Consider the following 25,145-nt stretch of genomic DNA (forward strand, 5'->3'; position numbering starts at 1 on the left):
AGATGTTGAGATGAAGAAGCAAGCAACAGCTGCATTTTTAGCAACTACAATAATTCTAAGTACTATCCCTACAGGAGGGATGGTATTTGCTGATGATGGAGTATTATCGAGTGCTGTTACAGATGCGGTATACGGCGGTAGTACGGTAACTGGTGATGTCTATGGAGTTCCTCAGCCAGTAATGATGACTGTATCCACCCCTCAAGATGCACTAGCACAATTCCAAGCAGGTCAGGATGTAGTAATTAGAGATCTTTTTGCTGATCAAAACTTGGCAATTTACTTTGCACAATGGCTTACCCAAAGTGGACTAGTGAAGGATGTTAACGGTACCCTGAACAAAACCGAGCTTCAAGGGGTAAACAAGAATTTTTATACATTTAATGCTTCTGGTAAAGGCATTACAAGCTTGATCGGTATGCAGGTATTCGATGCAACTACAGGAACACCTTCTAATATTGATCTCTCGGGTAACGCACTAACGTCTACTGAAGGTCTTGAGAATGTAGAGTTTACGGTCAGCCTTAATTTAGGCGAAAACCGATTGTCCGATGTTGAAGGTTTGCAGAATCTCAAGTCCGTTCAGAAATTATATCTACAAAATAACGAGATAACCTCTGTTTCGGGCTTGAGAAATTTGCAGTATGTAAGGGATATTATAGACCTTAAGAATAATAAATTGATTAACCTTAACGGATTAAATAATATTGATCCGTCGAAGACCAGTGAGTTCGGTCCAGACATTTATTCCCGAACCTTTGACTTTAGTAACAACAAATTGACTGATATTTCAGGGATCGGGCAATTAATTAAGGTTGGGACATTACTTTTGAATTCCAATGAGTTAACCGATGTGAGCCCACTTAGTAATCTTACGATGGTTACAACTACATTGGATTTAAACAAGAATTTTCTTACTGATCTGACAGGGTTAAAAGCAGCACTAAGTATTAAGAATTTCGTGGCATACTCCAATTACATCACGAGTGTAGCATTAAAAGTTCCTTTTAGTCCGACAATGAGTAGTAATCTCGAACCGCAGAATGGTTTTCAGTTTAAACAGGACTTTGTATCGAAAACGGTAAACGTCGAGTATAGGGAAGCAGGAACAGATAGGCTTCTTGACTCTGAAACTTTTACCGATGTCCCTGTCGGGGTAGATAACATTTATCAACCTAAAATCATTGCTGGCTATACGGTTGATAATGCAACGGAGCAAAGAGTGCTATTTAACAGCAACTATAAACAACCGGACATGTACAAAGTATTTGTCAGCAAAACAGGTGCAATTTCAAGTTCTCGGAAGGATACGATTTCGAGCTACACACTACAACCTGCTGATACCAGTATCTTAGCGTTCGATACCACGCTAAAGAAGTTAAGTGCTGTTGGCACAGGCACAACTGATGTAGAGGTTTATCAAAATGGGGTATTCCTGGGATCATATCCTGCAACGGTTCAAGCAGTTGATATCACCAATAGCCGAACACTAACGTTTTACTATAACAAGGATGCTGTTCAAACGCATACCCTTGAGGTTTCTAAAATCGGTAACGGCACAACGTCTCCTGCCGCGGACGGCACAAAGTCAACTTTTAATGAATTAGAGCCTGTAACATTGACTGCTACTCCTGCCGCGGACTCTGATTTCGTAAAATGGACGGTTAATGGGACAGATTACAATACCGCAACGCTTCCGATCACAATGAGCACGGATAAGATAGCGGTAGCCCATTTCGCCAAAGCGAAGGGTACAATTACCGTGAAGTATATCGATAGCTTCGGGGTCGATCTGCTTCCATCTACGGTGCAGCAGTACGAAGTTGGAACACATAACTTCACTGCAAAGCCGGTAGATGGTTACATTCTGAGCACTCCTGCAACGGCTTTGGTCACCTTGGCTAAAAACGAGTCTAAAACAGTTACATTCCAATACGTGAAGGAAAGTGGAACCATCACCGTACGGTATATCGATGAAGACGGTAATGAATTGCTTCCTACGAAGGTCAATTCGTTCGATATCGGTAGCTATACCTACAATGCTAATGATATTCCGGGGTATGATTTGACTTCTCCTGCAGTCGTAACTATTTCACTCGGGAAGGACGAGTCCAAAACAGTAACCTTCCAATACACCAAGATTAAGGGGCAACTAAATATTGAGTTCCTTGATCAAGACACGAACAGTCCAGTGAAGGGTAAGGTCGTATTGAACAATCTTCATCTTGGAGAGCAATCTTATACAGCAGTTGATGAGGTGGAGACATCAGAAGGGGTGTTCAAGTTAGTTGGCGACGCAATTCAGAAGGCGATTCTGACAGTGGAGCAGAAAATTCAGTCGCTTACCTTCTTCTACAAGAGGCAAACGGTTGAGGTTCCAACACCAACGCCTACACCAGAACCTATCCCTACGCCAACACCAGATCCCGAGCCTGTTCCTATACCAACGCTAGAACCTGAACCGACACCAGTGCCAAAGCCAGATCCGACACCGACACCGGAATCTACGCCAAAACCGGAGCTGCCAGTAGTAATTGAACAGACACCTAAACCGCCAGTTATTGTAATACCGATTCAGAAGCCAGAGCCAGAGCCACCAGTTGTTAAGCCGACACCTAAGCCAACTCCTAATCCAGTTGTTGTAGTAGACGAGGAAAAACCAGTCCCACCGCAGCGTGTGGTAGTTAAAGAAGCGAAGCCAGAACCGATTAAGCAAGATGTTAAGCCAAATCCTATCATCGGAACGGTGTTCGGGGTAGTTAAAGATTCAAATGGCAAGCCGCTGGCTGGAGTCCAGGTCGAATTGCATTCAAACCCACGAATCACGTATACAGATGCAAACGGCAATTATAGTTTTGATAATGTCGAGCTTGGGAAGCATACAGTTCTGCTTAAGACAAGCCCTTTGACTGGTGAAAAAGACATTATCATTGACGTTGTTGTCTACAAAGATTATACGGATATGCATTCAGCTCAAACGGTTTCTTCCCTCAAAGACACAACTGAGGCAATACAGGGGTTAGAGCTCAGCGAGAAGGTTAGTAAACAACGGATCGATTTCGTGATCGAGCCAATCGAGAAACCGGAAGAGAAACCAGAAATTAAGCCAGATCCGACTCCGACACCAACTCCAGATCCGGAAGTACCAGAGAAGACTGCGCCAGAAAAGGACATTCCGATTAAGTACTTCCTTCCATTCATTCTGTTGGTCATACTGCCATTTTTGAGACGGAACGTGGTGGTGTATAACGCCCAAGGGTTGAAGCTTAAGAAAATGAGAGTTAAACCAAAAGAAGAGACAATCATTGATCTGACTGGTTTAGCAGCTGAGGAGTTCGAGATTGTATTCAAGTATCCGAAGCAATTCGCTGATAAGAGTATCCAAATTAAGTTTGGTGAGTACATGTCAGAAGTGGTAAAGCTCCAAGAGGATCAAAGCAGCATTAACTTTAGTCCAGAAGAGTAAAGAAGCCAGGAAGCACCCGCCCGAGCGCGAGGTGCTTTTCTTTTGTCTTATCAGGGGTAAACCCTAACCAAAATTCTCGAGCTTTGTATTCGCGGCAGATTATTTGGTCAGCTGGTTCACTCAAGATCAAAAATTTTATTCCGTATAGGTGATGAAGGAAACTACTTTAACACTTTGTTTCAGAGAAAGTTTATTTTAAGTACGAGGGAGGAGACTGAAAATAATGAGTACAATTACAAGGCAATTTACCGGTATCACTAACTTAGATGATAATAACGATCTATCTTTTCAGTTGTTTGAAGATGGAGCAGCTGGGGTTAATCTTGGTCTTGGTGCAGCTGCCCCGAGCAACCTAAATATAGATGCATCGCCATGCAAGAATGAAGTTCCTGTTCAGCCTGATACACTGATTTCTTTAGAGCAACCGGAGCAACCCCACCCATCCACCCGACCAGATGTGGAGGAGGTTGCGGTAGAAATGAAGCCCGAGGAAAAGTCAAAGGCGGCGGAAGATGTCGTTCATCAAACTGGGCTCGAATTCGCACTTACAAGTCTTTCAATTCATAATGAACATGAAGAGCTTGAAATGGATTTTGGCAAACTGCTTGAGAAGAGTAAGGGGAATTTCGATGACTTTCGGGCAAGCTTGAAACAACCGACTATTAAGGAAGCAGATTTCATACCAAAACAACCTCAACAGCAAGGTTCGCTCTTAATTGTGGAAGAGGTCGATGCCGAGCCATTGATGGAAGATATCACTCAATTTGAGTCTGAGTATATAGAAAAGCCACCTAAGGCAAAGTACGTCGATAAGGTCACGACAGCTGACCGAGCCGGTAAAGCTGTGAACTGGTGGACTCAGACCTTTATTGTGATGCCAACGAGTTGGATCTTCAAAAGATTGCATAACGGAATTCGTGATCTTGTTTATGGGTTCTTGAAAGTTTTGATGTGGGTGGCAGCAATTTTTACATTGTCAGTCTTTTTGACTGCATGGGTAAATCACCAAGAAGGGACAGCACTTACCTTAAGTGAAGTATTGAATTCTTATGAAATCTTCAAGGGGTATGCTGTTAAGGCTTTTCAAGACTTACCAGGAACAATAAAGGCAATAAAGGATTTTGTTCGACAGCTGTTAGAAGGAACAGATAAGTAAATTCACTTTTTAAGATGGTGATGTGAAGGACTAATGGTTTCATTGTCAAGAGATTAACACAAACCCGCCAGATCGATCTGGCGGGTTTTAATGTGACTTTGCCTTAATTAATTCATTCCCGTTAATGTCTAACAATTCGTATGCTTTCCCGATCATCTCTTTATCTTTTCCATACAGATGTGCAGATCTATCTAAAATGCCGCTTGTCGCAGTAACATGATTCATTTGTTGGACCATAAACTCCGAATTACATAGGACAACAACTTTATTGCTATACGCTGTCATTTCCCTTTGGAACAAAACAGCCTTTTCAGCAACTTCCGGTGAGTATACTGCAGGTATTCCATCACCAGACTTCATATCGCGGTGGTCGACGAATACACTCAATTCACCTTTACCGTAGGCATTGCATATTCCCAAAAGAGTCTTTGATATATGATCTACATGCTCTCCAGTAAGTAAGCCACTTATCTGAAAGGATAAGATCTTCTTTTCGCTATCAACTTGATACTTAAACCGTTCGGATAGTGGGACGGACACATCTTTGTGTTGATATGCAGGGGTATTCGAAAAGCGCTCCCCCGAGAACATGAAGGCGACCGATACTTGGAGAGCACCAGCTATTTTCTCAATATTCATGATACTGATATTTCGCTCTCCCCGCTCAACACCCGATATATACGTCCGATCCAATCCCGCCCTATATGCCAAAACTTCCTGAGACATACCACTTCTGGCTCGAAGTTCCCTAACTCGTTGTCCAAATTCCGTTCGAATATCCACTGATGAATCTTTGCCCCCAATCATTACCACAACGCTATGATTATTATAGGACAAAAGACACTGAAATTGTAGATGCTTGTCAAATTTTAGGGAGTGTGACTCAAAGTCGACAGACTCATTGTTGGGAAATTTGTATGATTAAAACGAAAAAAAGTCATCTGTTGTAGTATCAGATGCCTTAAGGGCGGGGGAGTTGGTCACTATCGTTAAAAGTACTATACCGATGGTCGTCTATCCATCCATTCATCAATTTTTCGGGGGTCAACCTTGATCACTTCGCAGATATGCAAAGCAATGTTCACAGTAGGCGCAGTTAGCCCATGTTCAATGTTCTGATAATGTTTAAGCGATATGTTAACAGCGCGGCTTACTTTTTCTTGAGTCAGCCCACTTTTTTCACGAGCATCCTTCAATTTCACTATGGGAAACAACTCCTTGCATTGTTTCCCTCATGGTAGCTAATGCGTGAAGTTAAATTAACAAATTATAATTGGCGAAGTATAGTTCCTATAATATACTTGTGTAGGTATCAAAAAAAACCGGGAATTGCTCGATATATGTCGGAATCTACGAATTACATCCAATTTGCAATGGAGGCAAGTATGAAGATTAAATATTATATCCCTAAGAAAATTAAAGCTATATTAGCTCTTGCAGTCATACTAGGGAGTCAATCAGCCCTTGCTCAAGCAGTAAATGTCTCTCCAGTAGTTCAAGTAGCTTCTGCAGCAACTAACACCGTAACGGTTGATGGATATGAGTACTCCAAGGATGTTGTTGATGCTTTGGACTACATCAACGATATTCGTCAGAAAGCAGGTCTTTCTGTTGTTAAATTGAATCCTTTCTTGGCAAAAGCAGCAGAAAATCACGCAAATTACCTTGTTATAAATAGTGGAAGTCTCGGTCAAGCCAGCGCACATAGTGAGGATGCCACAAAGAAGGGATACACTGGGGTTAAAGCAAGAGATAGGGTGACCGCAGTTGGTGCAGGAACTACTTTCAAGTCACATATTTTCAATGAAGGGATTTACCACGACACTACTACCCTCACAGGGGCTATTGATTCTTTCTTAGCTATGGCGTACCACAGGGATTCTTTGATAGATCCTAACTTAGAACAAATTGGGCTATCTCAAAAGGGTAAAACCTCTGTTATTGTTTATGTGATCAAAGGGACTAACAGTCAACAATCGGTCTATCCGTATAACGGGCAGAAAAACGTCCCACTTTCGTTCACAGGTGCAGTTGAAAACCCAAACCCACTAGAGAAATTTGGTGTGAGCAAGTCTGGTTTCATTATTTCTCTTAATGAGCTTAATATGACCTCAACTGCGAGTGTAACACTGAAAAACAGTAAGGGGATTTCTCTTGATTTCTTCTTAGAAGACGGAAGGGCTAAGGATTATGATACTTGGTTTATTTACCCGAAGAAGGACTTAGAGCCAAATGAGACTTATACTGTGACTGTCAATAATAAAACATGGTCTTTCAGTACCATAACCACAGGTATGACACCACCTTCAAATCCTTCTATTGGTACAATCGTAAATGGGAAGCCACCACGGGAGTTCAGTTCTAATGATGTAGGTGTCCGTCTCAATGGTAAGTACATTGAAGTAACGCCCAAGGCAAAAGTTCTTGACGGGAGTACGTTCATCCCACTGCGTGGAGTACTTGAAGAGATGGGAGCAACATTAGAATGGAATAGTAAAACTTCAGAGGTTTCAATTATAGCACCAAATTTGAGCATGTTGTTGAAGATCGGCAGAGGACAAGCTTTGGTTAACCAGAAGATGGTGACGTTGTCCGCAGCGCCATTCATTTCCGAGGAGGGTTCGACATACGTACCATTGCGTTTTATAAGTGAGACGCTGGGTGCAAAGGTGAGTTGGGAACCTGATAATTACACAGCGGTTATCGATACAGTGAATTGATAGCGGAGTCAGACGGATTAATCTGACTATGTTAGTAAACAGCAATTTGGAGGGTTAACATGAAGAAAAGGCGCTTTGTAGTTCAGACGTCGAAAGTGATCATGGCTCTTGCAGTCATACTAGGGGGTCAAACAGCCCTTGCTCAAGCTGTTCATTTAGCTCCGGTAGTACAGGTAGCTTCTGCAGCCACCAACACCGTAACAGTTGATGGTTTCGAGTATTCTAAGGAAGTAGCTGAGGGGTTAACTTACCTTAATAGCATTCGTAAAAAGGCAGGACTTTCGGATGTCAAGCTGAACCCATTTCTTGCAAAAGCCTCAGAGAATCATGCAAATTACCTTATTGTGAATAGTATGACAACGCTTGAAACTTTTTCTCACAGAGAAGAAGCCACAAAAAAGGGTTACACTGGAGTAAAAGCACGAGACCGTGTTACGGCTGTTGGTGCAGGAACTACATTCCAGTACCACTCCTTCGACGAGGGGATATTTTTGGGTGTTGACAGTGTTAAGCAGGCTATCGATATCGCCCTTGGTATGGCGTACCACAGAGATCCGCTAACTAACCCGAATTTGGATCAAGTTGGTATAGCAATTAACGGTAAAACTGTCGTACTTGTCTATACTGTAAAGGGTCAAAACACCCAAACTGCTTTGTACCCGTACAATGGGCAGACTAACGTACCACTCTCTTTTAATGGGTTAACAGAGGCACCAAACCCACTTAAGCAATTCGGGGTAAACAAGTCAGGTTTTGTTATTTCCTATAAAGAGTATACTTCACCGCAGTCTGTTAAGGCTACTATTAAGAATAGTAAAGGGGAGTCAGTAGATTTCTATCTTGAAAACGCAAAAGATGTGGGTTATATGACTTGGTTCCTTTACCCCAAGAAGGATTTGGCACCTAATGAGACTTACACTGTGACTGTAAATAACACGACATGGTCTTTCACTACTGTATCAAACGGTACAACTTCACCTACCACTCCAACAGCACCAACTGGTCCAATTGTTAACGAGAAGCCACCACGGAAATTCTCTGCTAACGATGTAGGTGTCCGTCTTAACGGTAAGTACATTGATGTAACTCCTAAGGCAAAAGTAATCAACGGAAGCACCTTCATCCCTCTGCGTGGGGTATTGGAGAAGATGGGGGCTACCTTGACTTGGAACGGCGCACTTCAAGAGGTTAATATTTCTGCTCCGAACCTAAACATGGCGTTTAAGATTGGTAGAGCTCAAGCCCTCGTTAATCAAAAAGTCGTTCAACTGTCTGCAGCACCTTTCATTTCAGCAGAAGGTTCCACTTATGTTCCGTTGAGATTCATCTCTGAGACCTTAGGTGCTAAAGTCTCATGGGAACCTGAGGATTATGTTGCAGTAATTGATATCGAAGAGTAACAAATTTTTAATATGGGAATTGTGGGGATTGAGGACAGCATAAAGGTGCTGTCCTTTCTTATTAAGATAAGGTAGCAAGTTGGAAGGATACACAACGAAACAAGAGAATTAGTAGTCTTAGACTTTCATTCTTAATAAATCACTTCAGGTGAAAGTAGGTGATTAAATGAAGGCATGGGCTAATATTGATACTCCATTAAAAACTTTTACCGTTCACTTGGATCACGAGGCATGTCCTTATGTTGTGGGGATGAAGCAGAAGACTGACCAGGGTTGGAAGAAGCAGCAAGGGACTGGAGGTTGGAAGCAATTCCGGTCTAAAGAAGAAGCACTTGATATTTATGATATCAGCTACAAGGAAAAATTGGCATTAATTGAATGTGGTCATTGCAAATAAAATGGACGGGATGAATTGCGCAAAAGCATGTCGATCCTGAAGTAGGGGCGACATGCTTTTTCGTGTTATTAATCTGATGCAAAACTTACTTCATGCTCAGTGAAACAGAGTAAATCGGCTTTAACAGAGCATTGAGATAATCTTCAAGACAGCCACGTAAAGTAATATCTTCGATCATCATAATTCGGATGAGGTAGTTACTTTCAATGTAATTATCGAGTTCATCTATGGAAGTGACAGAAATTTGTTTTCGGGTTTTCTTCTGACCGAGTAATGCATCTCGCAAACTCGATCTACCTTTTCCATTCAGGTGGACATCGAAGACTCGGTCGCGTAGATCACCGGACTTCCCGATATAAACACACTCATCTTGATCAATGGTAGTGAATGCGTATACCCCGCCCTTTTTCGGAACAGCGTATCGATCCAGAGTTCGAATCCCGAGAGGAGTCAGATTCATAAAGGAATTAGCCAATTGTTCGATCTGTAGCTTCCATTGGGGTTCGATCTTCAATTACATCACTCCGAGAATACATATTTATAATTCCTATTATCTGACGAATGTCGTGTATATTTCAAGAGATGCGGGAGCATCTAATCTATAATAAATAAAGGATATTCCTAGAGGGGATGGAATGACGCAAATGAAATTTTTAATGGAACTACGCAAACAACATAATAAATACGGTCAATTATGTTTTGAAAGAGGAAAGGTGTTCGAATCACCTCATGAGGAAGAACTCGCTCGTCAGAAAATTGATGCGATGGATCTTATCTTAGCATTCATGTTGTCAGCTATTGATCGTAAGTATCCGTTCATGAAGAAAGGCTTTCGTGATAGTTTACCTGAGCATTCAAGAAACGCTGTAATTGCCTTTTGTAGTGAACTTGAAGATCACAACTATCCAATAGCATTAATGCGGGCAGCAAATAAACTTGGAATGCCAGTGGGTCAACTAAAAGTTCTTCTTGATGAAGTTGACGCCCAAATGAAGTCATTAGCTCATGACCAGGTAAAGGGACTCATAAAGGATAGAACCGATGTAGAGGTCAAAATCACAATGCATTTCTTCTGGCAGAAGGTTCAAATTTTCGAATCGCGTTCAGCTTAAGATCATTCCACCATTGGTTTTCCTGCTCTTGCAGCCTTAATAGATATTTTTAGCTCTACGAGCCGCACAAATCGATTTCTTGGTGACCTTTTGACCACGAAGCCGTTTGGTCGCTCACAAGCCCTCGTAAAGCTCGGCTGGTAAAAATCCTCTGTTCCCCAATTAAGGGGTTATGCCCTACCTAGTCTTGGGGGTCGGTAAATTTCTTTCCTCTATTATTATAGAAGGAAGGCAGTGCGATCCCCTCGACCGCCTTGTGTCATTATCGCAAAAGAACACATTACCGGCTTCTTGCTTCCCTCACTCGTGGTAGCTCTATTATATATAAGGAACTCGTCACGGCGGTCGATTCTCGGCAGTTTGCCGACCATCGCGTAGAAGAACACATGACGAAGATTATTTTTCGTCTGGGGTTCAATATATCCACCACCCAAGTTATCATAACGACCATAACTCTTAAGTTTTGGACTCCCAATTCCTGCTCGATTTTCCGACGGTGTTATGTGGGTTAAATTGGTGTCAAAACTTAGGATCATAATTGAAGGCTAAAATGTCGGGGACGGTGGTCGTAATGGTAGTAAGACGTGGTTATATTCGTGTTTCAACGGTTGGGCAGTCCAAGCATGGCAACAGCTTAGAGAATCAGATTAATGCTCTTGTCGCTGAGGGGGTCGACCGCGAAAACATTTTCTCGGATACGTACACAGGGACAAAAATGGATCGACCTGAATTTACTAAGCTCTGCTCAATACTAATAGAAGGCGACACGTTGGTCGTGACCAAGTTAGATCGATTTGCCCGCAGCATGATTCAGGGCGCACAGATCGTAAATGAGTTAATCAATCGCGGGATTCGAGTACACATTTTGAATATCGGGATTTTGGACAACACGCCAACCAGTAAGTTAATCCGAAACATCTTCTTCGCTTTCGCTGAGTTTGAACGCGATATGATCGTTGAACGTACTGGCGAAGGAAAGGATCTTGCCAAGCAGAAGGAAGGCTTCCGAGAGGGTCGCCCTAATAAGTTCACGAAGGTTCAACTCAACCACGCGATCAGTTTGCTCGAAACCAACACCATTAAGCAAGTCACGAGCCTGACTGGTATAAGCGAGAGTACTCTAAAAAGAGAAATGAGAAAGCGCAGAGCTGTATCATGATAACCGTTCGAGCTGATGGTAATGCTGTCGTTGTCGATTTTGGGGACATAGTGATCAAGATCCCATCGGGGTATGATTGCCCGATCTCGGGAGTAAGGTTAGGGCGGGGCGGCATTGTGTATTTCTTTGCTGATGGTGAAGAGGACTTCTTATCGATTGGTTCGACAGTCTTCGGTGAGGAACCGCGCTTCGTTCCTTTCGAGTACAGCATCCTAGTCGATAAGCACGATCAGGGGGTTCAAGGTTTAATCGAACTGATAAAGCGTATTTCAGCTAATAACTGGTTATCCTAAGGTTGGATTATGGAGAAAGGATAGTGGCTCTACACTTTTGAGAGACTTACATATTACGCATAACTAATATGTAAGTCATTTTATATTCCGGACGGAGACAATCATCAGTTGAGGATTAATGGTTCGCTAACGGGCAGCAGTTTAATTTGAAATACCCCAAATGACTATTCTATTTTATCACCAAACTTCTTTCCGAATTCCTCCATGAGATCAATGATGGGAATCAATTGTTCCCCTTTTGGGGTTAATGAATACTCAACACGCGGAGGAACCTCGGGAAAAACTTGGCGATTAATTAAGCCATCCGCTTCTAACTCTCGAAGTTGCTTGGTTAAAGACCCTTGTGAAATCCCCCACAAAAGAGTCTTAATTTCATTGTATCGATGCGGCTTAACCTTCAAAAACCAAAGGATCAGATACTTCCAACGTCCCGAAAGCAGGTTTTGAGTATAGGCAATACCGTATATTTCTCTGTGATCCGTCTTACATTCTTCATTAAATCCATCTTTGCTTATCCTAGACAACCTTTCCACCTCATTTTACTGTTAGGTACAAAAAATAGTACTATGTCATTATTTATTGCCCTCTTCAAAAAAGTGAGCAACGTATATATATTAGTACATGTAAACAATTTACTCAATCGGGGTCAATATAAATGGTATTGGAGGAACAAAAATGAGATTCGGAATTATAGGTGCAGGACCAATTGGGTCAAATATTGCGAAAAAGTTGGTTGAGAGCGGACATGATGTCAAAATTGCAGATGCTCGTGGGATTGAACGCTTGGAAGGAAAAACACTTACAGGAACACCTGTGTCCGTAGAAAATGTAATACAAAATATTGATGTTCTTATAACTTCTATCCCTTTCCATGCGCTGCCAAGCATTCGCAACATTATAGATAAAGTTGGGGAGGAAGTAGTCGTTGTAGACACTTCAAATTATTATCCTCAAATCAGCGGTAATATCGAAGACGTTGCGAACGGAATGGTTGAAAGTGTTTGGGCATCCAATCAATTGGGAAGACCCATCATTAAAGCTTTCAACAATTTCTTAGCCTATACCTTAGAACATCATGGAACTCCCGAAGGGACTAATGGACGCATTGCCATAGCGGTTGCTGGCGATAATCTATCACATAAACAAATCATCATGGGTGTAGCAAACGATATAGGCTTCGATGCCGTAGATGGTGGTTCTTTAAGCGATTCTTGGAGGCAGCAGCCAGGAACCCCAGGCTACTGCACCGAACTTACAAAAGAGGATCTAGCGATAGCCTTAACTAAAGCGAATAAAGAAAAAGCGCCAATTCTGCGGGATAAGGTGATGGAAAAGCTTGTAGCTTCAGAAGGTGGATTTGCCATTCAAAATGTTGTTAAAGCCAATAGGGAAGTATTCAATTCATAAGTTAGATTTCGTTCTTTCGAGTACAGTATCAGCTTATTGGGAGTATCTCTGCGTCGGTTGGACAACCTAAAGGTCGGATTGTGGTAAAACAAGGCTACTTCCAACCCAATCACCCGACCAGACCTATCCTTTCCATCATCTGCTTATATCATGGGTGCAGCATGGATGTTATGCTAAAAATGGTGATACTCCATGATACACATTCCAATAAAACCAATGTTACTTCATAAGTCTGACGCTGTCCCTTCGGGGGACAACTATATACATCAGCTTAAGCTCGACGGTCATCGTTGCATTCTTTCGTTCAGCAAGTCAAATGGGTTTCGTCTTTTTACAAGGAATCAAAATGATTGTACAAGACAGTACCCTGAAATAAGCCGCGCTGATCTGGACGCTGACGATGTTGTCTTAGACGGAGAACTGGTCGCAATCGTTGACGGTAAGCCTTGCTTCGAGACAATGTTGGAGAGGTTCCAAGCCCGCAAGCCCACGGATCTTCTAATTGCGTCAAAGCCGGTATCGTTCGCAGCATTCGATATTCTCTACCTGAATGGTAAGGATTTAACTAAGATGAAGCTTACCGACAGGCTTGATCTTCTGAAAAAGGTGGTTACTCCATCTAGTGTGATAACGGTCTGTGATTCATTCGAGGATGGGGTTCAGCTTTTCGATGCGACCAAGAAGCTGGGACTTGAGGGAATAGTGTCCAAGTCCAGGGACTCGATATACCATCTCAATACACGCAGCTCCAATTGGATTAAAGTGAAGAACTACCTTTACGATGTCGTACAGATCGATGCGATCCGCAAATCACAGTTTGGATGGTCGCTTCAGAAGGATGGTCAGTATGTGGGGTGTACAGAATTAGTTCCCCCTGCCGAACGAAGAGCATTCTCAAATATCGCGCAGCAGCTTGTGCGCGGCGAGGATAAGAACTGGATTTACCTTCATCCCCATATTAAGTGCAAGGTAAAGTTTCAATGCTACACGAAGCATAACTTGCTCAGAACACCGAGCTTTGTTGAGTTCGTCATATAGCGCAGCGAAGAGTGCCGAGAAATCGGCATTTTTTATTTTTCACTTGATTCCTTCTTGGAATGATGGCTACTATAAATGCTTTATACTGCATTTCACGCGCAAATAATGTATTATTTAGGAAATGTTATTTGTGGAGTGAGTAAGTATGTCATCACGAAAAAAGACGACTGAACAATTCAAAAGCGAAGTCTACGCTCTTGTTGAGGGTGAATATGAGGTAGTTGGAGAATACATATACGCTCTAGCCAAGATTAGCATGCGCCATAATACATGTGGTCGCAACTATGAGGTTACACCTGCTCATTTTTTAACAGGTAACCGTTGCCCCTTTTGCTCTGGTAAATACAGGACAACGGATGACTATAGTAAGATCGTGAACGATCTGACCAATGACGAGTATAAAGTACTAGGAGAATATACGAAGGCTTCAGCTAAGGTATCTATGAAGCATATAGCTTGCGGAAACGAATTTCTTATGACTCCTAACAGTTTTATGGGAGGGCAGCGATGTCCGAATTGTCCCTTAAAACGGGATGAAGCTCGTAGACAGTTTGAGGAGCGAGTAAGGAGTTTGGTGGGAGATGAATATGAGTTCCTGTCACCATACGAAGGGGTAGACAGCAAGGTAAAAATGAAACATGTCCCATGTGGGAATGAATATTTAGCTAATCCTTCGGGATTTCTCAGAGGAGAACGCTGCCCTAGCTGTGCGCGACTTTCGCGTACACGAACAGTTGAGCAAGTAAAAGAAGAAATTGATGTATTGGTCGGTAATGAATACTTCTATCATGAACCGTCCAAAACTCATGTAATGAATACGGACAAAATCACGATCACGCATAATATTTGCGGACATACTTATGAGGTTCTCTTGAGTAATTTTCTTCGTGGAACACGTTGCCCCCAATGTAGCAAGGCTTCTAAGCTGACGCATGATGAATTTCTTTTAGAAATCAGATCACTAGTTGGAGATGAGTATTCAGTCCTTGGACAATATAAAGGGCGCAGTAAGAAAATAGAGTTCCGTCATAATATATGTGGTCATGCATACGTTACCACTCCAATGAGTTTTGTTACAGGAGCACGTTGTATCCCTTGTGGTATTAAGGCTCGAAGTGAAACCCCTCGGAAGTCGCATGAGCAAATCATCAAAGAAATTCATGATTTGGTGGGCGATGAATATAGTTTAGTGAGTCAGTATCAGGGGATTAAAGAAAAACTGACGATGAAACACAACTCCTGTGGTTATGAATATAAAGTCTCTTCAAATCACTTTTTTAATGGCACACGCTGTCCTTCTTGCTTTGGTAAGAATAAGAAATCTACAGAAGGTTTCATCAACGAAGTTCAGGAGCTCGTTGGTGAGGAGTATCGGGTGCTTGGTGAATATAAAAATGCCCGTACTAAGATTGAGATGCAACATATGAGTTGCGGTTACCATTATAGCATCGTTCCAGATAGCTTCCTACGTGGGACTCGATGTCCAGCATGTTACGGAAAAATCAAAAAGAATACGGAAATTATTAAAAAGGAAATTTTTCAATTAGTGGGCAACGAGTACACCGTTTTGGGTCAGTATGTAAATTCGGGTGCACCTTTATTGATTAGACACAACACATGCGGCAATGAATATGAGACTAGGACCGGAAATTTTCTGAAGGGGTATCGATGTGGGGCATGTGCAAATAATCAAAAGAAAACCACAGAATCGTTTATCTTAGAAGTACGTGGAAAGTTTGATGATGAATACGAGATTCTTGGAGAGTACATTGATTCGCGATCTTTAATATCAGTCCGACATACAGCATGTGGTTTCGAATATTCAATTACTCCTGATAATCTATTACGAGGTAAAGGTTGCTTTTATTGTAATCGAATGTCTCAGCCTGAGAAGGATCTTTATCATTTATTGCTTTCAAATAGTGTGAATTTTGAAATGCAGAAAGAGTTTAATGATTTGCAGCATGATGGAAAATTACGTTTTGATTACTGCATCTATCTCGGGGAAGGTAAAGATGAGTTTGTTCTTATCGAATATGATGGTCTACAACATTATAAGCCTGTGTTCGGTGAGGAAAGTTTTTCGAAGACTAAAATGCGTGACGAGTTAAAAGTAGCATATTGCCAGCAACACAACATTCCCTTAAAGAGGATTCCTTATTATAAAAATCATGTGAAGTCACTAGCTAATTTCCTTGAGACGTTTGGATTTGCAGTGAAAATACCTGAACAACTCAGGCAGAATAGAGCGTCAATCTTACAGCATTAAATTAGCTACACCGAAGAGTGCCGAGAAATTGGCACTTTTTATTTTTGTCGTTGAGTCCTTTATAGGTTGAGTAAACTCAGTGTGGGATTTTTATTACATATCCTCGATTTGCGTATGTGAATCTTCACTTAGCTTCTTCTATTTGTTAGAGGAACTTTTCTAATCGCTCGAACAGGGTTCGATTTCAGCAGTTAGTGAACGAGAACAAATATAAGTACAAGGAGATAACTGAATAAAAACAACCAGTACAACAACACCAGCACTCAACTTTGAAAGGAGCTTCTTCTTTTGTCCACTCTCTTACATATCTATCTCAACCGTTTCGGCATCCTGCGCGAATCCGCCGCGCATGGAGTTCAGTCCCTAAAGCTATACGGATCGGCATTCTTTTAACTCACGCGGAACAGGTGCAAAGCTCCGAGCAGCCGACATCATGGATCTCGACCCCAATTGCACATACGTTTCGTAGTCCCTAGTGGCAGTAACACAATCCAATCACGAGAGGTGTATAAAAATGCGATTTCGTCATATTTGCGAGGTTTGCGGTAAGGAAGAAATTTTATCGCCCGAAGAAGGTTTTGAACAAGGATGGGACTACCCACCTAGAATGTATCAGTTCAATATTTTATCTCCGAGAACCTGCGGGAGTTGTGGAATTGATCGCACTTTATGGTGGGCATTGATCGTTGAGGGCAAAAAACCATCCGACCTAGATGAGAGACAGCTCCAAACGTTAGAGCGTATCAAAGAGGAGCCAAAGAGTATTAAGGTAACCGATTAATCTTATAGTAATGAGGATAGGTTGCTCACGAAGGTGCTGTAAAATCAGCACCTTTTTTCCACGCCACAGGATCAACCTTCATTAGTACGAGCAAAAAGTTATTTATTGCACATGAGTCAATTTGTAATTGTAACTGGATGAGGAGGATATTATTGGTATCTGTCGAATTAGTTCTCAATACCCACATATTCTTTGATGGGGATTGTGGGAGTATATTAAGGGGTATAGAGGCTCTTTCAACGAAAGTAGTAAAACGAAGATGACGACAAGCTTGAATTGTAAAAGGAGCTACCACAATGAAATATTTGTTTCTCGATACTAACATCTATATCGACATGATAGTTTCTCGAAACGCATCACACTCTGCTGACTCCTATGAGCAGCTAAAGATGTTACTGGATCACAACCAAGTAAAGATATTAGTTCCTGCCATTATCGAAGCAGAGGTTAAAAGGCATATTGCAAGCGAAGTCAGGAATGTTGGGGATTTAGTGCAGGAAGCAAGGAAATCAATTGATAACGTCTACTGGATTAATCACGTTGAAGAGATCGAGAAGTACAATGAGAAGATTAGACCACTTAGTCAAGCCCTTGGGAATATGGTTGACGAGTTTAGAAGGAATGAAGAACGCTACTTATCCGATGCGACTACTAAAATAACGGGGTTAATGCAGTATAGAAATGTAATTACTATTGAGGAAAATGGAGATTTGTTAAGTAAAGTACAGAGACGAAAGCTGTATAAGCAATGTCCGTTTCATATAGAGGATAAGGAATCTTGGGCAGATGCGATGATTATTGAAACATTGATTAATATTCGTGACTTTGTAGCTATAAATGATGATGACAAAATCTACTTCATTACACGGAATCACAAAGACTTCTCCAAAGGAAATAGTAAGACTGATAGAGTATTAATTCATCCTCACATTGAAGAGCAATTAAGGCAGAATAACTTGCTTCAGGCTTTTAATTATCGGTCACTTTACACCAAGACTCTGATAGAGGACTTTGCTGATGAAGCTACTGAGGCAAATATCATGCAACAATTGATTGAAGAGGCTGAGGATGAAAGAAGAGAAATGATTGATGCCGCACGTGAGCATTGGTATGACGTGGAGAGAGAATCAGCAGGATTATCATCTTTGTCCTCGGCAGATGCTTACTTTGAAAGCATTGGCGAAAGTGATGAAGTTCAAGCTTTAATTAATGCAATTGATTCTTCCATTTCTTCACTAGAGGCATTGATTGAAGATGCTTTAGATGAGTATTCTCAGTTTGAAGATGACCTCAATGCAGAACCCATTGCTAATTTGAGGGCTAGGATTCAGGCGTATAACACCAACTCCCCTTTCTTACAAATTAGTTATGAAAGTGGCTTTAGCGATGATGAGGTACGCGAAGCAGTTCTGGAATTTGTGGATGACATTTTGCTTTCAGTTGATGACATAGAGTCATTACGAGATAGCATCGACAAAAAGGATCATTTTGAACTAGGCATACTAGTCAAATTTAATGATCTGCGTGAAAACACCATTAGCCTTTCTGTAGAAGGGGAACTAGACCCAAGGAATGATGATTCAGACCATCTTTGGGTAGAACTTTACATTAATGATGCTCGAGATGCTTATGGTGAAGTAGAAGTATACTATGGTGGGGTTCGATATGATGAAGATAGCGAATCTCCTGACGGAACGGTAGAATCGATTGACTATAACCTTGAAAAAGTTACAGACAGGTTGGTAAATATCATTCAGAGGAATATTGATTCTGTTGATCACAAGAAGGTCAATCTCGGCAAGTTGCGTACTGTCCTCAATATTTGATTCATTTAGAAATGTGGGGGTAATTGCTTTAAGGTGCTGACAAAATCAGCACCTTTCTTCATTGCTTTTGATAATTTACCGTCTTATCAATTCAAGGAATCAAACAGAGGTGGCTCCCGCAGGGAAAAGCTAGGAGGACGTAATATAAATGACCACACATTTTGGGGTAAAGTTACGAAATAAAGAAGGTGGTTTAAGTTTAACCGCCGATAACTATATAAAATTTAGGAGTAAAGATATTACCTCTCCTTACTTTGAAGACTTAAATCATAAGTACGAGAAGGCTATGATGAACTTCGATCTTAATATGAAGTACTTCAAAACTCTGTCTTGGGATGAGTTTGATGTAGAATTGCAGAGGTTAGTAGCTTCATATACCTTTGATGAGATTACTAATCTTAGTTCTGTTGATGGGGTCAAAGGATTCTACATCATGGTGCTAGACGATTATTGCCAAGCATATATCGGGATAAGCCACGATATTAAAGGAAGAATAAAAGCACATTGGGGTAGACAAGTTCCGTTGGATCAACTCGCTATGGATTTCTCGGTGTATTCACTAGAGGTAGATTGCTTTAGGGCATTAGACACCACGAGAATATTTGTGCGTCCTTGTCCTGAGTGTGATTTTATTAATTACCCTCTGATAGCCGGTAATCTTGAGAATGAAATAGTTCATAAGTTACCTATAGATTATTGCTTAAATCAGGGTATGACAGGTACGAGAGATGCTATGAGAGAAAGGTTAAGGAATCGTGATGTAAGGATTGCAAAGGTACGGAGTCTTCTTAGCGATACTGAGGACTGATTTTGGTGAGTACTGAAAAAAGTAGAAGCTATTTTCATGCCACGCGATAATTCACCCGTTCACCCAACCTCAGAACCTGATTTTTTCTCCCTCGACTCGACTTGTGAACCTCGCTCGAGCAAGTTATCATCATTCAAACTGCTAAGCGAGGTGAAGGTAAAATGTCGCAGGACTACTGGTCAGAGTCGTTCAAGAACCTAATTGATCAGCGTTTCAATGAGCTGGCGAGAGCTGCTTCATTGGTCGAAGAGGTACGCATCTTGCGTGACAAGCAAGCTGAAATCGAAGCAAAGTTGAAACAGGATCTCGGTTCGGATGCTTTCCGCAGCATCTTAGAATGGGAAGATGTATTCAATCACCGTAACACGCTCGAAAGGGAATGGCTTTATTTGGCAGGGGTAAAAGATGGGGTTCAGTTCTATAAATATTTGCTTGATTTCGTGGACAGTAATGAATAATTGGGCTCTAAAAGAGCCTTCATTCCGGTGAGTAGTGAGCCACCCATCCGGAAAAAATGAACCAATTCTCCGATGGCTCCCGCCATCGGAGACCCGCTGAGTTAAAGGGTAAAATAATTAAATAGGCTATTAGTCTTTTATGATAAGATCATAGAACAAGATAACTTAAAGTCGTCGTTTTCAATATGAACAAGTTTGAAACGATTATAGGAGAGTCCTAAAATGAAAAAGAAAATGAACTATTTAATCGGACTGCTAATGATCGTCTTGATGGTTGGCTGTTCAAATGCAGAGAATTTAGCTGTTACAAATGTAGAAGATACTCCACAGGAAGTAACCACAGTTGATAAAGAACTTGAAGGAACAGTTTCCGAGGTCGTTGAAGAGACAAAAGCAGTTGAACCTCCCCTGACGGTTGTTAATGAACCAGCAGCTGAGGAAACACCAACTCAACCAGATAACGTACTCTTCTCAGGATACAAACGTATTGAAGTGAAAAGTTGTGACTTGTCTGGGCATCGTGAACCTAATGTCGTAGTGGATGTAGGTTACGGGGATCGTGAGTACTGGGCATTTACAAACGAACATGGGCAACTTGTGCGTGTCATTGCCGAAAAAATCATTTTACAAGATGATAGTACCGAGTCCGTCTCATCGTCTGGTAGATATTGCTCTGATGAGGCGAAGGTTCCAGGTGTCGAAAGTGATTTGCTAGATGAAGGACATATCATTGCTGATTCCCTTGGCGGGGTATCAAATGCTTATAATATTACCCCGCAAGATAGCACCCTCAACCGACATGGCGATCAAGCTTATATGGAAGATGCGATACGCAAAGCAGGTGGAGCTAGTAATTTTGAAGCAATTATCACCTACCCGAACACCGAAACGCAGATACCGTCAAGTTATCAGTATACCTACACGATAAAAGGTAACGTAATTGTCGATAAATTTGATAACCTGAACCCTGATGAGGTAAATGCATCGCTTGGTTTGACAGGTGATGATACTTCCAAACCGAGCAGTACAAACACAGAGGGTGATCTTTCGAAGGTTGATTCAAATGGAAATGGAAAAGTAACGATTAAAGAAGCAAAAGCGGCAGGCTTCCAGATGCCTATAACGAGTGACCACTGGTTATACAAATATATGGATGATCGTGATGGTGACGGCATGGTTGGTGAGTAAGATTACTAACGGATGCGATTGTTATATATATAACAGGAGAGCCGCTCATAAACAACTGGGTGGTTCTCTTTACTTGAGGAATGGTTCAAAAACACCGGAGATGTAGCTCTCACTCACCGAAACGATGGCTGAATACGCTCGGGAGTAGTCACATTGGTGAACAACCGCCGCGGCAGTAACCACACGTTCCGAGAAAAGCACCAAGAACCCTAAGAACGGGGGACTTGGTGCTTTTGTTTGTTCAGGGCAGGACAAATGAAGTCAGTTGTAGAATTATGAAGTAATTTGGGGTATTGAAGAGCTTTTGCCGTTCCCATCGTTCTTTTGAGCAACACTGGAGCGACTTACTCATTTTGACCCATACAACTATGCGCTCGGAGGAATTCATTGTGACTTTAGCTGTCGAAAAGAAGTGGATAAATCAGCTTGATCCGGATGAAGTGGTTTTATATCCGCTTCAGTTTGCTAACACCGAAAGATTAAACAATCATGGTAATGATGCAGTTTACATATTTGATGAAGTGGGTAGCGGTAAGACAATAAGTAGCGGTATCATGGCACTTGATTTTCTGGAGCATAACCCAGGTGAAGATGTCTTGGTAATAACGACAAATGCTTTAGCTCGGGGCAGTGATATTAAACCTAGAGGTCAGTTTCTTAGTGACTGGTTCGATAAGCTTCCCTTCGAGGAACTGGGGTATGAAAATAGGGTTCGGGTCGTTAATAACCACCATTCCAAATTCAAGGTTCCGAGAAAATATGGACTCGTAATTATTGATGAAGCGCACTTGTTCTTGAGCGGATGGACTCAGCGTTATCAGAATCTGACCAATAACATTACGGCTAAGAAAGTGGTATTTCTTACTGCTACACCGATAAAGCAAGGTGTTTATGATTTACAGGTCTATCCGCGAATAGCCACAGCCTTGCTTAAGAAGCAAGTTGATACAAGCTGGATCGATCAACTTCAGACAATTGGTAAGCAGCCTGAGGAGTTGATCTGCAGCCAGTTCGATGTGAAGTTTCCAGTTACTCGGTATTTCAAAGATACGATTAAATCCCTTGAGACCGAGGGGTATGTTAAAACAAATGTTAAGCGATACGAGTCCTTAATTTGGGAGTACAACTCGCGTAGCAACAAGAATGAAGTACTAGTAAAGAATTTGAAAGCCCTATATGACAAGTCTGATACTAACCGCTTTGTAGTGTTCACCAGATACGTATTAAAAGAAGCTGATCTCATAGGGGGTCATCTTGAAGAAGCGGGTTTCGTGAATTCTAACATTGCGCTTCCCGACAAGCCGACTTACTATGTGGTTACTGGTCGTAATCCAAGAGAACTGACGGACTTCTCAAGACAAGATAATCTACCCACCGTTCTGATCTTGACGTATCAAATAGCGGAGCAAGGCATTAATCTACCGGGGTATAATCATATTGTAAATTACCATGTCTCTGCTTACCCATCAGCACTTGAGCAGCGTTACGGGCGTATTGACCGTTTAAACAGTAAGAGCGATGCGATCTACAACTGTTTCCTTGTGGGTGCGAAAAACTATTATGATACAAGCACGCTCAACTTCTTCTATGCTATCAATACAAGCCTTGGCTCCTTGTTGAGTTATCTGCCATCAAGGAATACGATCTTGTCGATTGACATTTTAAAGCGGTATACGACAATGAAAAGTGATTCGGAGAGGTACCTTACTCGACTTTCCGATTCACTTGAGGCGCAAGGGGTCAGCGAGCTTTATGATCACCTTACCGCATGGGAAGCTCTTTCAATAGTAACGGGAGCAGTTGAATCTGAATCCTTTGTAGAAGTGAGTGTGGGAGCGGAGGCGCTCAGTGAAGAATCGATTAATATCGCCCCTGTAATAGCCGATGAAAATCTTAGTGAGTTATTCGATTTCTGTAAGGATAGAGTGTCTCTCGATCATGATCTTAAATTTACGAGGGTCGAAGCTGAAAAGGCACTACTTGACGATGTTCAGAAACGTCTAGAAGAGTTTAAAGCAGACTTTTCTCAAAATAGTGATGAGAGGGAACAGGTAATTGAGTGGTTGCTACGAACCGAGGGTATTTGGGATCACATCTTTTATGTTAATGATCGGAAAGTGGATTGGTCGGGACTTGATGTCGGACGAGTCGATGCCGTTGAGGGGTGTGCCAAATTCATCTCGGGTAACAGCGATTATGCGGTTTACCTAGAAATGTTCAACGAGCAGATCCGTTTGCCAAAAGAGTTCCAAAAGTATCGTGCTCTGATAAATAGGGGGTATGAGGAAGCATTTGAAGCGAACAGGTTTGATGTCTTGTTCCCTGAACTTGTGGGTAGCACGTATTCCGAGAAATTTGAAGGAGCGCTTAAAGCCTTAGTTGAAGATAAAATTGAAGCCAGGTCAAAAGCCAAGCGAGAAGCCAGTCCTGAAGCTAATCTTGAAGGCGACAACAAGATAAGTGCATTGGTAGTCGAGAATATTGACCAGTTGATTCCTACCCTACCCCTGTTCAAGATGATGGACTACTATAAGCAAGAGCTAAAAAAGTTAGCTCGTATAGAAAATGGAGCTTTGCGAGATAAGTTTCATGGAGAAGTGCATGTCTTCGCAACGGCGATGGGACGGCTAGTGTACAGGAACTTAAGTGTTTCTGATGAGTTCTACACTAAGTATTTCGGGCATGTCCGAGGTAAAGATTATATTTACTTTAGGGAAGAGTACAAGTCATTCTTTGAAGTTGCCTTTAGCCGAGAAATTGTTGAGGATGGGGTAACGAAGAGGATTAGTGCAGCTAGTAACTGGTTGAAGCTGGCATACCACATGTCGCGGAAGGAATCTGTAGCTTGCGTATTAGATTATTTTAATGGCGTTAGGAGACTGTCGAAAATAGTTGATTCTCAGAATGGTTCCATTGCTCCACCGCTTAGAAGTCGTTCACTCTTTTCGTACTTCATTGAGCGGAATGGGAGTGGCGGCTTCCGTACATGGGCTCAGAAGTATTTTGTTGATGACATTGCTAAACCTGACTTCGTGTGGTCAGACGATTATTGGACAAAAGGTGTTCTAAGAGAAGTAAAAGGTCTAAACTACGGTAATTAGCTTTGAAGAATATTGAAGTCGATCAAGCTGCTGATAACCTCAGCAGTTTTTCCTTTAATCGGGGGTAGTTGAGATCGTAGGATGGGTTAGTCTAGAACTTCGAATCGCACCTTCAAGAAAAACAGGAGTTAGCTTCACGCCGCACGATATTTCACCCGCCCACCCAACCACTAGACCTGTTTTTCACATCTACTTTAACAGTTATCGCCAGAGACGATTTATAGGAAGTGCAAGCTCCTATAACAGTCCAAGCGAAGGTGATGATGGTATTGGAACAGGTTCTTTCCGTTTTAGCAGGTATAAGCACTTTCTTAAAGCGAGTATTCACCAAGTTCGAGAAGGGACACGAAAGAATAGTCACTGAGACAAGTTTGGTAAACACTCCTTCGATTAGCGATCCTAGCCCTGATCGGGGTAGTGTCAGTAATGAATGCATTGCTCCATCTTATCCCGAGCCAAATGTTCAGACAAGTAGAATCCAAGCTGAAAGCAAGCCATTGACCCAGAAGTATAGGAACTTCATGGGTTTTTATGACCCGCAGACTCGAAATGTAACTATTACGAAG

General features: G+C 41.8%; 21 protein-coding genes. 17 read left to right on the forward strand and 4 right to left on the reverse strand.

Annotated features, from left to right (window positions below; all coding sequences use genetic code 11):
- The first annotated feature begins 10 nt into the window (after nucleotides 1–10).
- Together B1728_RS24350 and B1728_RS24355 are read left to right on the forward strand one after the other, a co-directional pair.
- Nucleotides 11–3,466, forward strand: a complete 3,456-nt coding sequence (locus B1728_RS24350) for a MucBP domain-containing protein (protein ID WP_079913024.1) — start codon at nucleotides 11–13, stop codon at nucleotides 3,464–3,466.
- Nucleotides 3,467–3,689: 223 nt separating this feature from the next.
- Nucleotides 3,690–4,622: a hypothetical protein gene (locus B1728_RS24355; protein ID WP_079913025.1), complete on the forward strand. Its 933-nt coding sequence runs from the start codon at nucleotides 3,690–3,692 to the stop codon at nucleotides 4,620–4,622.
- 87 nt (nucleotides 4,623–4,709) lie between these two features.
- On the opposite strand, the gene B1728_RS24360 is transcribed toward B1728_RS24355, so the two are convergent.
- Nucleotides 4,710–5,405: a helix-turn-helix domain-containing protein gene (locus tag B1728_RS24360; protein WP_256865480.1), complete on the reverse strand. Its 696-nt coding sequence runs from the start codon at nucleotides 5,403–5,405 to the stop codon at nucleotides 4,710–4,712.
- Nucleotides 5,406–5,620: 215 nt separating this feature from the next.
- Nucleotides 5,621–5,824, reverse strand: coding sequence for a helix-turn-helix domain-containing protein (locus B1728_RS24365; protein ID WP_079913027.1), 204 nt, complete (start codon nucleotides 5,822–5,824; stop codon nucleotides 5,621–5,623).
- A 183-nt stretch (nucleotides 5,825–6,007) separates the two neighbouring features.
- Between B1728_RS24365 and B1728_RS24370 the strand changes: the two genes are divergently transcribed.
- From B1728_RS24370 to B1728_RS24380, 3 genes are all read left to right on the forward strand, one after another.
- Nucleotides 6,008–7,342 carry a stalk domain-containing protein gene (locus B1728_RS24370; RefSeq protein ID WP_179136183.1) on the forward strand — a complete coding sequence of 445 codons (1,335 nt, stop codon included), beginning with the start codon at nucleotides 6,008–6,010 and terminating at the stop codon, nucleotides 7,340–7,342.
- A gap of 59 nt (nucleotides 7,343–7,401) precedes the next feature.
- Nucleotides 7,402–8,742 carry a stalk domain-containing protein gene (locus B1728_RS24375; protein WP_079913029.1) on the forward strand — a complete coding sequence of 447 codons (1,341 nt, stop codon included), beginning with the start codon at nucleotides 7,402–7,404 and terminating at the stop codon, nucleotides 8,740–8,742.
- Between the two features lie 166 nt (nucleotides 8,743–8,908).
- The gene (locus B1728_RS24380; RefSeq protein ID WP_079913030.1) at nucleotides 8,909–9,139 is read left to right on the forward strand and encodes a hypothetical protein; all 231 of its coding nucleotides are present in this window, start codon (nucleotides 8,909–8,911) and stop codon (nucleotides 9,137–9,139) included.
- 85 nt (nucleotides 9,140–9,224) lie between these two features.
- Here B1728_RS24380 and B1728_RS36415 read toward each other — a convergent pair whose 3' ends face one another.
- Nucleotides 9,225–9,653 carry a GIY-YIG nuclease family protein gene (locus B1728_RS36415; RefSeq protein WP_179136184.1) on the reverse strand — a complete coding sequence of 143 codons (429 nt, stop codon included), beginning with the start codon at nucleotides 9,651–9,653 and terminating at the stop codon, nucleotides 9,225–9,227.
- A gap of 121 nt (nucleotides 9,654–9,774) precedes the next feature.
- Between B1728_RS36415 and B1728_RS24390 the strand changes: the two genes are divergently transcribed.
- From B1728_RS24390 to B1728_RS24400, 3 genes are all read left to right on the forward strand, one after another.
- Nucleotides 9,775–10,251 (forward strand): hypothetical protein, encoded by a 477-nt coding sequence (locus B1728_RS24390; protein ID WP_079913031.1) that lies wholly within the window; start codon nucleotides 9,775–9,777, stop codon nucleotides 10,249–10,251.
- Between the two features lie 571 nt (nucleotides 10,252–10,822).
- Nucleotides 10,823–11,410: a recombinase family protein gene (locus B1728_RS24395; protein WP_144027992.1), complete on the forward strand. Its 588-nt coding sequence runs from the start codon at nucleotides 10,823–10,825 to the stop codon at nucleotides 11,408–11,410.
- Nucleotides 11,407–11,703 (forward strand): hypothetical protein, encoded by a 297-nt coding sequence (locus tag B1728_RS24400; protein ID WP_079913033.1) that lies wholly within the window; start codon nucleotides 11,407–11,409, stop codon nucleotides 11,701–11,703. Before B1728_RS24395 ends, B1728_RS24400 begins: the two co-directional genes overlap by 4 nt.
- 164 nt (nucleotides 11,704–11,867) lie before the next feature.
- On the opposite strand, the gene B1728_RS24405 is transcribed toward B1728_RS24400, so the two are convergent.
- A complete protein-coding gene (locus tag B1728_RS24405; protein WP_179136185.1) occupies nucleotides 11,868–12,227 on the reverse strand; it encodes a winged helix-turn-helix transcriptional regulator in 360 nt (119 codons plus the stop codon).
- 151 nt (nucleotides 12,228–12,378) lie between these two features.
- On the opposite strand from B1728_RS24405, the gene B1728_RS24410 reads away from it, so the two are divergent.
- The 9 genes from B1728_RS24410 to B1728_RS24450 all read left to right on the forward strand — a co-directional run bounded on the left by B1728_RS24410 (nucleotide 12,379) and on the right by B1728_RS24450 (nucleotide 24,579).
- Nucleotides 12,379–13,110: an NADPH-dependent F420 reductase gene (locus B1728_RS24410; RefSeq protein ID WP_079913035.1), complete on the forward strand. Its 732-nt coding sequence runs from the start codon at nucleotides 12,379–12,381 to the stop codon at nucleotides 13,108–13,110.
- Nucleotides 13,111–13,326: 216 nt separating this feature from the next.
- Complete coding sequence (locus B1728_RS24415; RefSeq protein WP_256865485.1) at nucleotides 13,327–14,148, forward strand: ATP-dependent DNA ligase; 822 nt, start codon at nucleotides 13,327–13,329, stop codon at nucleotides 14,146–14,148.
- A 145-nt stretch (nucleotides 14,149–14,293) separates the two neighbouring features.
- The gene (locus B1728_RS24420; RefSeq protein ID WP_079913037.1) at nucleotides 14,294–16,417 is read left to right on the forward strand and encodes a hypothetical protein; all 2,124 of its coding nucleotides are present in this window, start codon (nucleotides 14,294–14,296) and stop codon (nucleotides 16,415–16,417) included.
- Between the two features lie 514 nt (nucleotides 16,418–16,931).
- The gene (locus tag B1728_RS36545) at nucleotides 16,932–17,198 is read left to right on the forward strand and encodes a hypothetical protein (protein ID WP_079913038.1); all 267 of its coding nucleotides are present in this window, start codon (nucleotides 16,932–16,934) and stop codon (nucleotides 17,196–17,198) included.
- A gap of 296 nt (nucleotides 17,199–17,494) precedes the next feature.
- Nucleotides 17,495–19,024 (forward strand): PIN domain-containing protein, encoded by a 1,530-nt coding sequence (locus tag B1728_RS24430; protein WP_079913039.1) that lies wholly within the window; start codon nucleotides 17,495–17,497, stop codon nucleotides 19,022–19,024.
- A gap of 148 nt (nucleotides 19,025–19,172) precedes the next feature.
- The gene (locus tag B1728_RS24435) at nucleotides 19,173–19,832 is read left to right on the forward strand and encodes a hypothetical protein (protein ID WP_079913040.1); all 660 of its coding nucleotides are present in this window, start codon (nucleotides 19,173–19,175) and stop codon (nucleotides 19,830–19,832) included.
- Nucleotides 19,833–19,993: 161 nt separating this feature from the next.
- Complete coding sequence (locus B1728_RS24440) at nucleotides 19,994–20,290, forward strand: hypothetical protein (RefSeq protein ID WP_079913041.1); 297 nt, start codon at nucleotides 19,994–19,996, stop codon at nucleotides 20,288–20,290.
- A gap of 222 nt (nucleotides 20,291–20,512) precedes the next feature.
- Nucleotides 20,513–21,478 (forward strand): DNA/RNA non-specific endonuclease, encoded by a 966-nt coding sequence (locus tag B1728_RS24445; protein ID WP_079913042.1) that lies wholly within the window; start codon nucleotides 20,513–20,515, stop codon nucleotides 21,476–21,478.
- Between the two features lie 389 nt (nucleotides 21,479–21,867).
- Nucleotides 21,868–24,579 carry a DEAD/DEAH box helicase gene (locus B1728_RS24450; RefSeq protein WP_179136186.1) on the forward strand — a complete coding sequence of 904 codons (2,712 nt, stop codon included), beginning with the start codon at nucleotides 21,868–21,870 and terminating at the stop codon, nucleotides 24,577–24,579.
- The last annotated feature ends 566 nt before the right edge of the window (nucleotides 24,580–25,145 follow it).

The sequence above is a fragment of the Paenibacillus sp. 32352 genome (assembly GCF_002042965.1).
In the GTDB taxonomy this organism is placed as follows: Bacteria; Bacillota; Bacilli; order Paenibacillales; family NBRC-103111; genus Paenibacillus_S; species Paenibacillus_S vulneris.

Bases quoted from the DNA above. Each gene is read 5' to 3' on its own strand.
- B1728_RS24430 (WP_079913039.1), top strand. From the start codon at position 17,495: ATGAAATATTTGTTTCTCGATACTAACATCTATATCGACATGATAGTT.
- B1728_RS24380 (WP_079913030.1), top strand. From the start codon at position 8,909: ATGAAGGCATGGGCTAATATTGATACTCCATTAAAAACTTTTACCGTT.
- B1728_RS24400 (WP_079913033.1), top strand. From the start codon at position 11,407: ATGATAACCGTTCGAGCTGATGGTAATGCTGTCGTTGTCGATTTTGGG.
- B1728_RS24370 (WP_179136183.1), top strand. From the start codon at position 6,008: ATGAAGATTAAATATTATATCCCTAAGAAAATTAAAGCTATATTAGCT.
- B1728_RS24350 (WP_079913024.1), top strand. From the start codon at position 11: ATGAAGAAGCAAGCAACAGCTGCATTTTTAGCAACTACAATAATTCTA.
- B1728_RS24375 (WP_079913029.1), top strand. From the start codon at position 7,402: ATGAAGAAAAGGCGCTTTGTAGTTCAGACGTCGAAAGTGATCATGGCT.
- B1728_RS24415 (WP_256865485.1), top strand. From the start codon at position 13,327: ATGTTACTTCATAAGTCTGACGCTGTCCCTTCGGGGGACAACTATATA.
- B1728_RS24435 (WP_079913040.1), top strand. From the start codon at position 19,173: ATGACCACACATTTTGGGGTAAAGTTACGAAATAAAGAAGGTGGTTTA.
- B1728_RS24410 (WP_079913035.1), top strand. From the start codon at position 12,379: ATGAGATTCGGAATTATAGGTGCAGGACCAATTGGGTCAAATATTGCG.
- B1728_RS24440 (WP_079913041.1), top strand. From the start codon at position 19,994: ATGTCGCAGGACTACTGGTCAGAGTCGTTCAAGAACCTAATTGATCAG.
- B1728_RS24395 (WP_144027992.1), top strand. From the start codon at position 10,823: ATGGTAGTAAGACGTGGTTATATTCGTGTTTCAACGGTTGGGCAGTCC.
- B1728_RS36545 (WP_079913038.1), top strand. From the start codon at position 16,932: ATGCGATTTCGTCATATTTGCGAGGTTTGCGGTAAGGAAGAAATTTTA.
- B1728_RS24390 (WP_079913031.1), top strand. From the start codon at position 9,775: ATGACGCAAATGAAATTTTTAATGGAACTACGCAAACAACATAATAAA.
- B1728_RS24445 (WP_079913042.1), top strand. From the start codon at position 20,513: ATGAAAAAGAAAATGAACTATTTAATCGGACTGCTAATGATCGTCTTG.
- B1728_RS24420 (WP_079913037.1), top strand. From the start codon at position 14,294: ATGTCATCACGAAAAAAGACGACTGAACAATTCAAAAGCGAAGTCTAC.
- B1728_RS24355 (WP_079913025.1), top strand. From the start codon at position 3,690: ATGAGTACAATTACAAGGCAATTTACCGGTATCACTAACTTAGATGAT.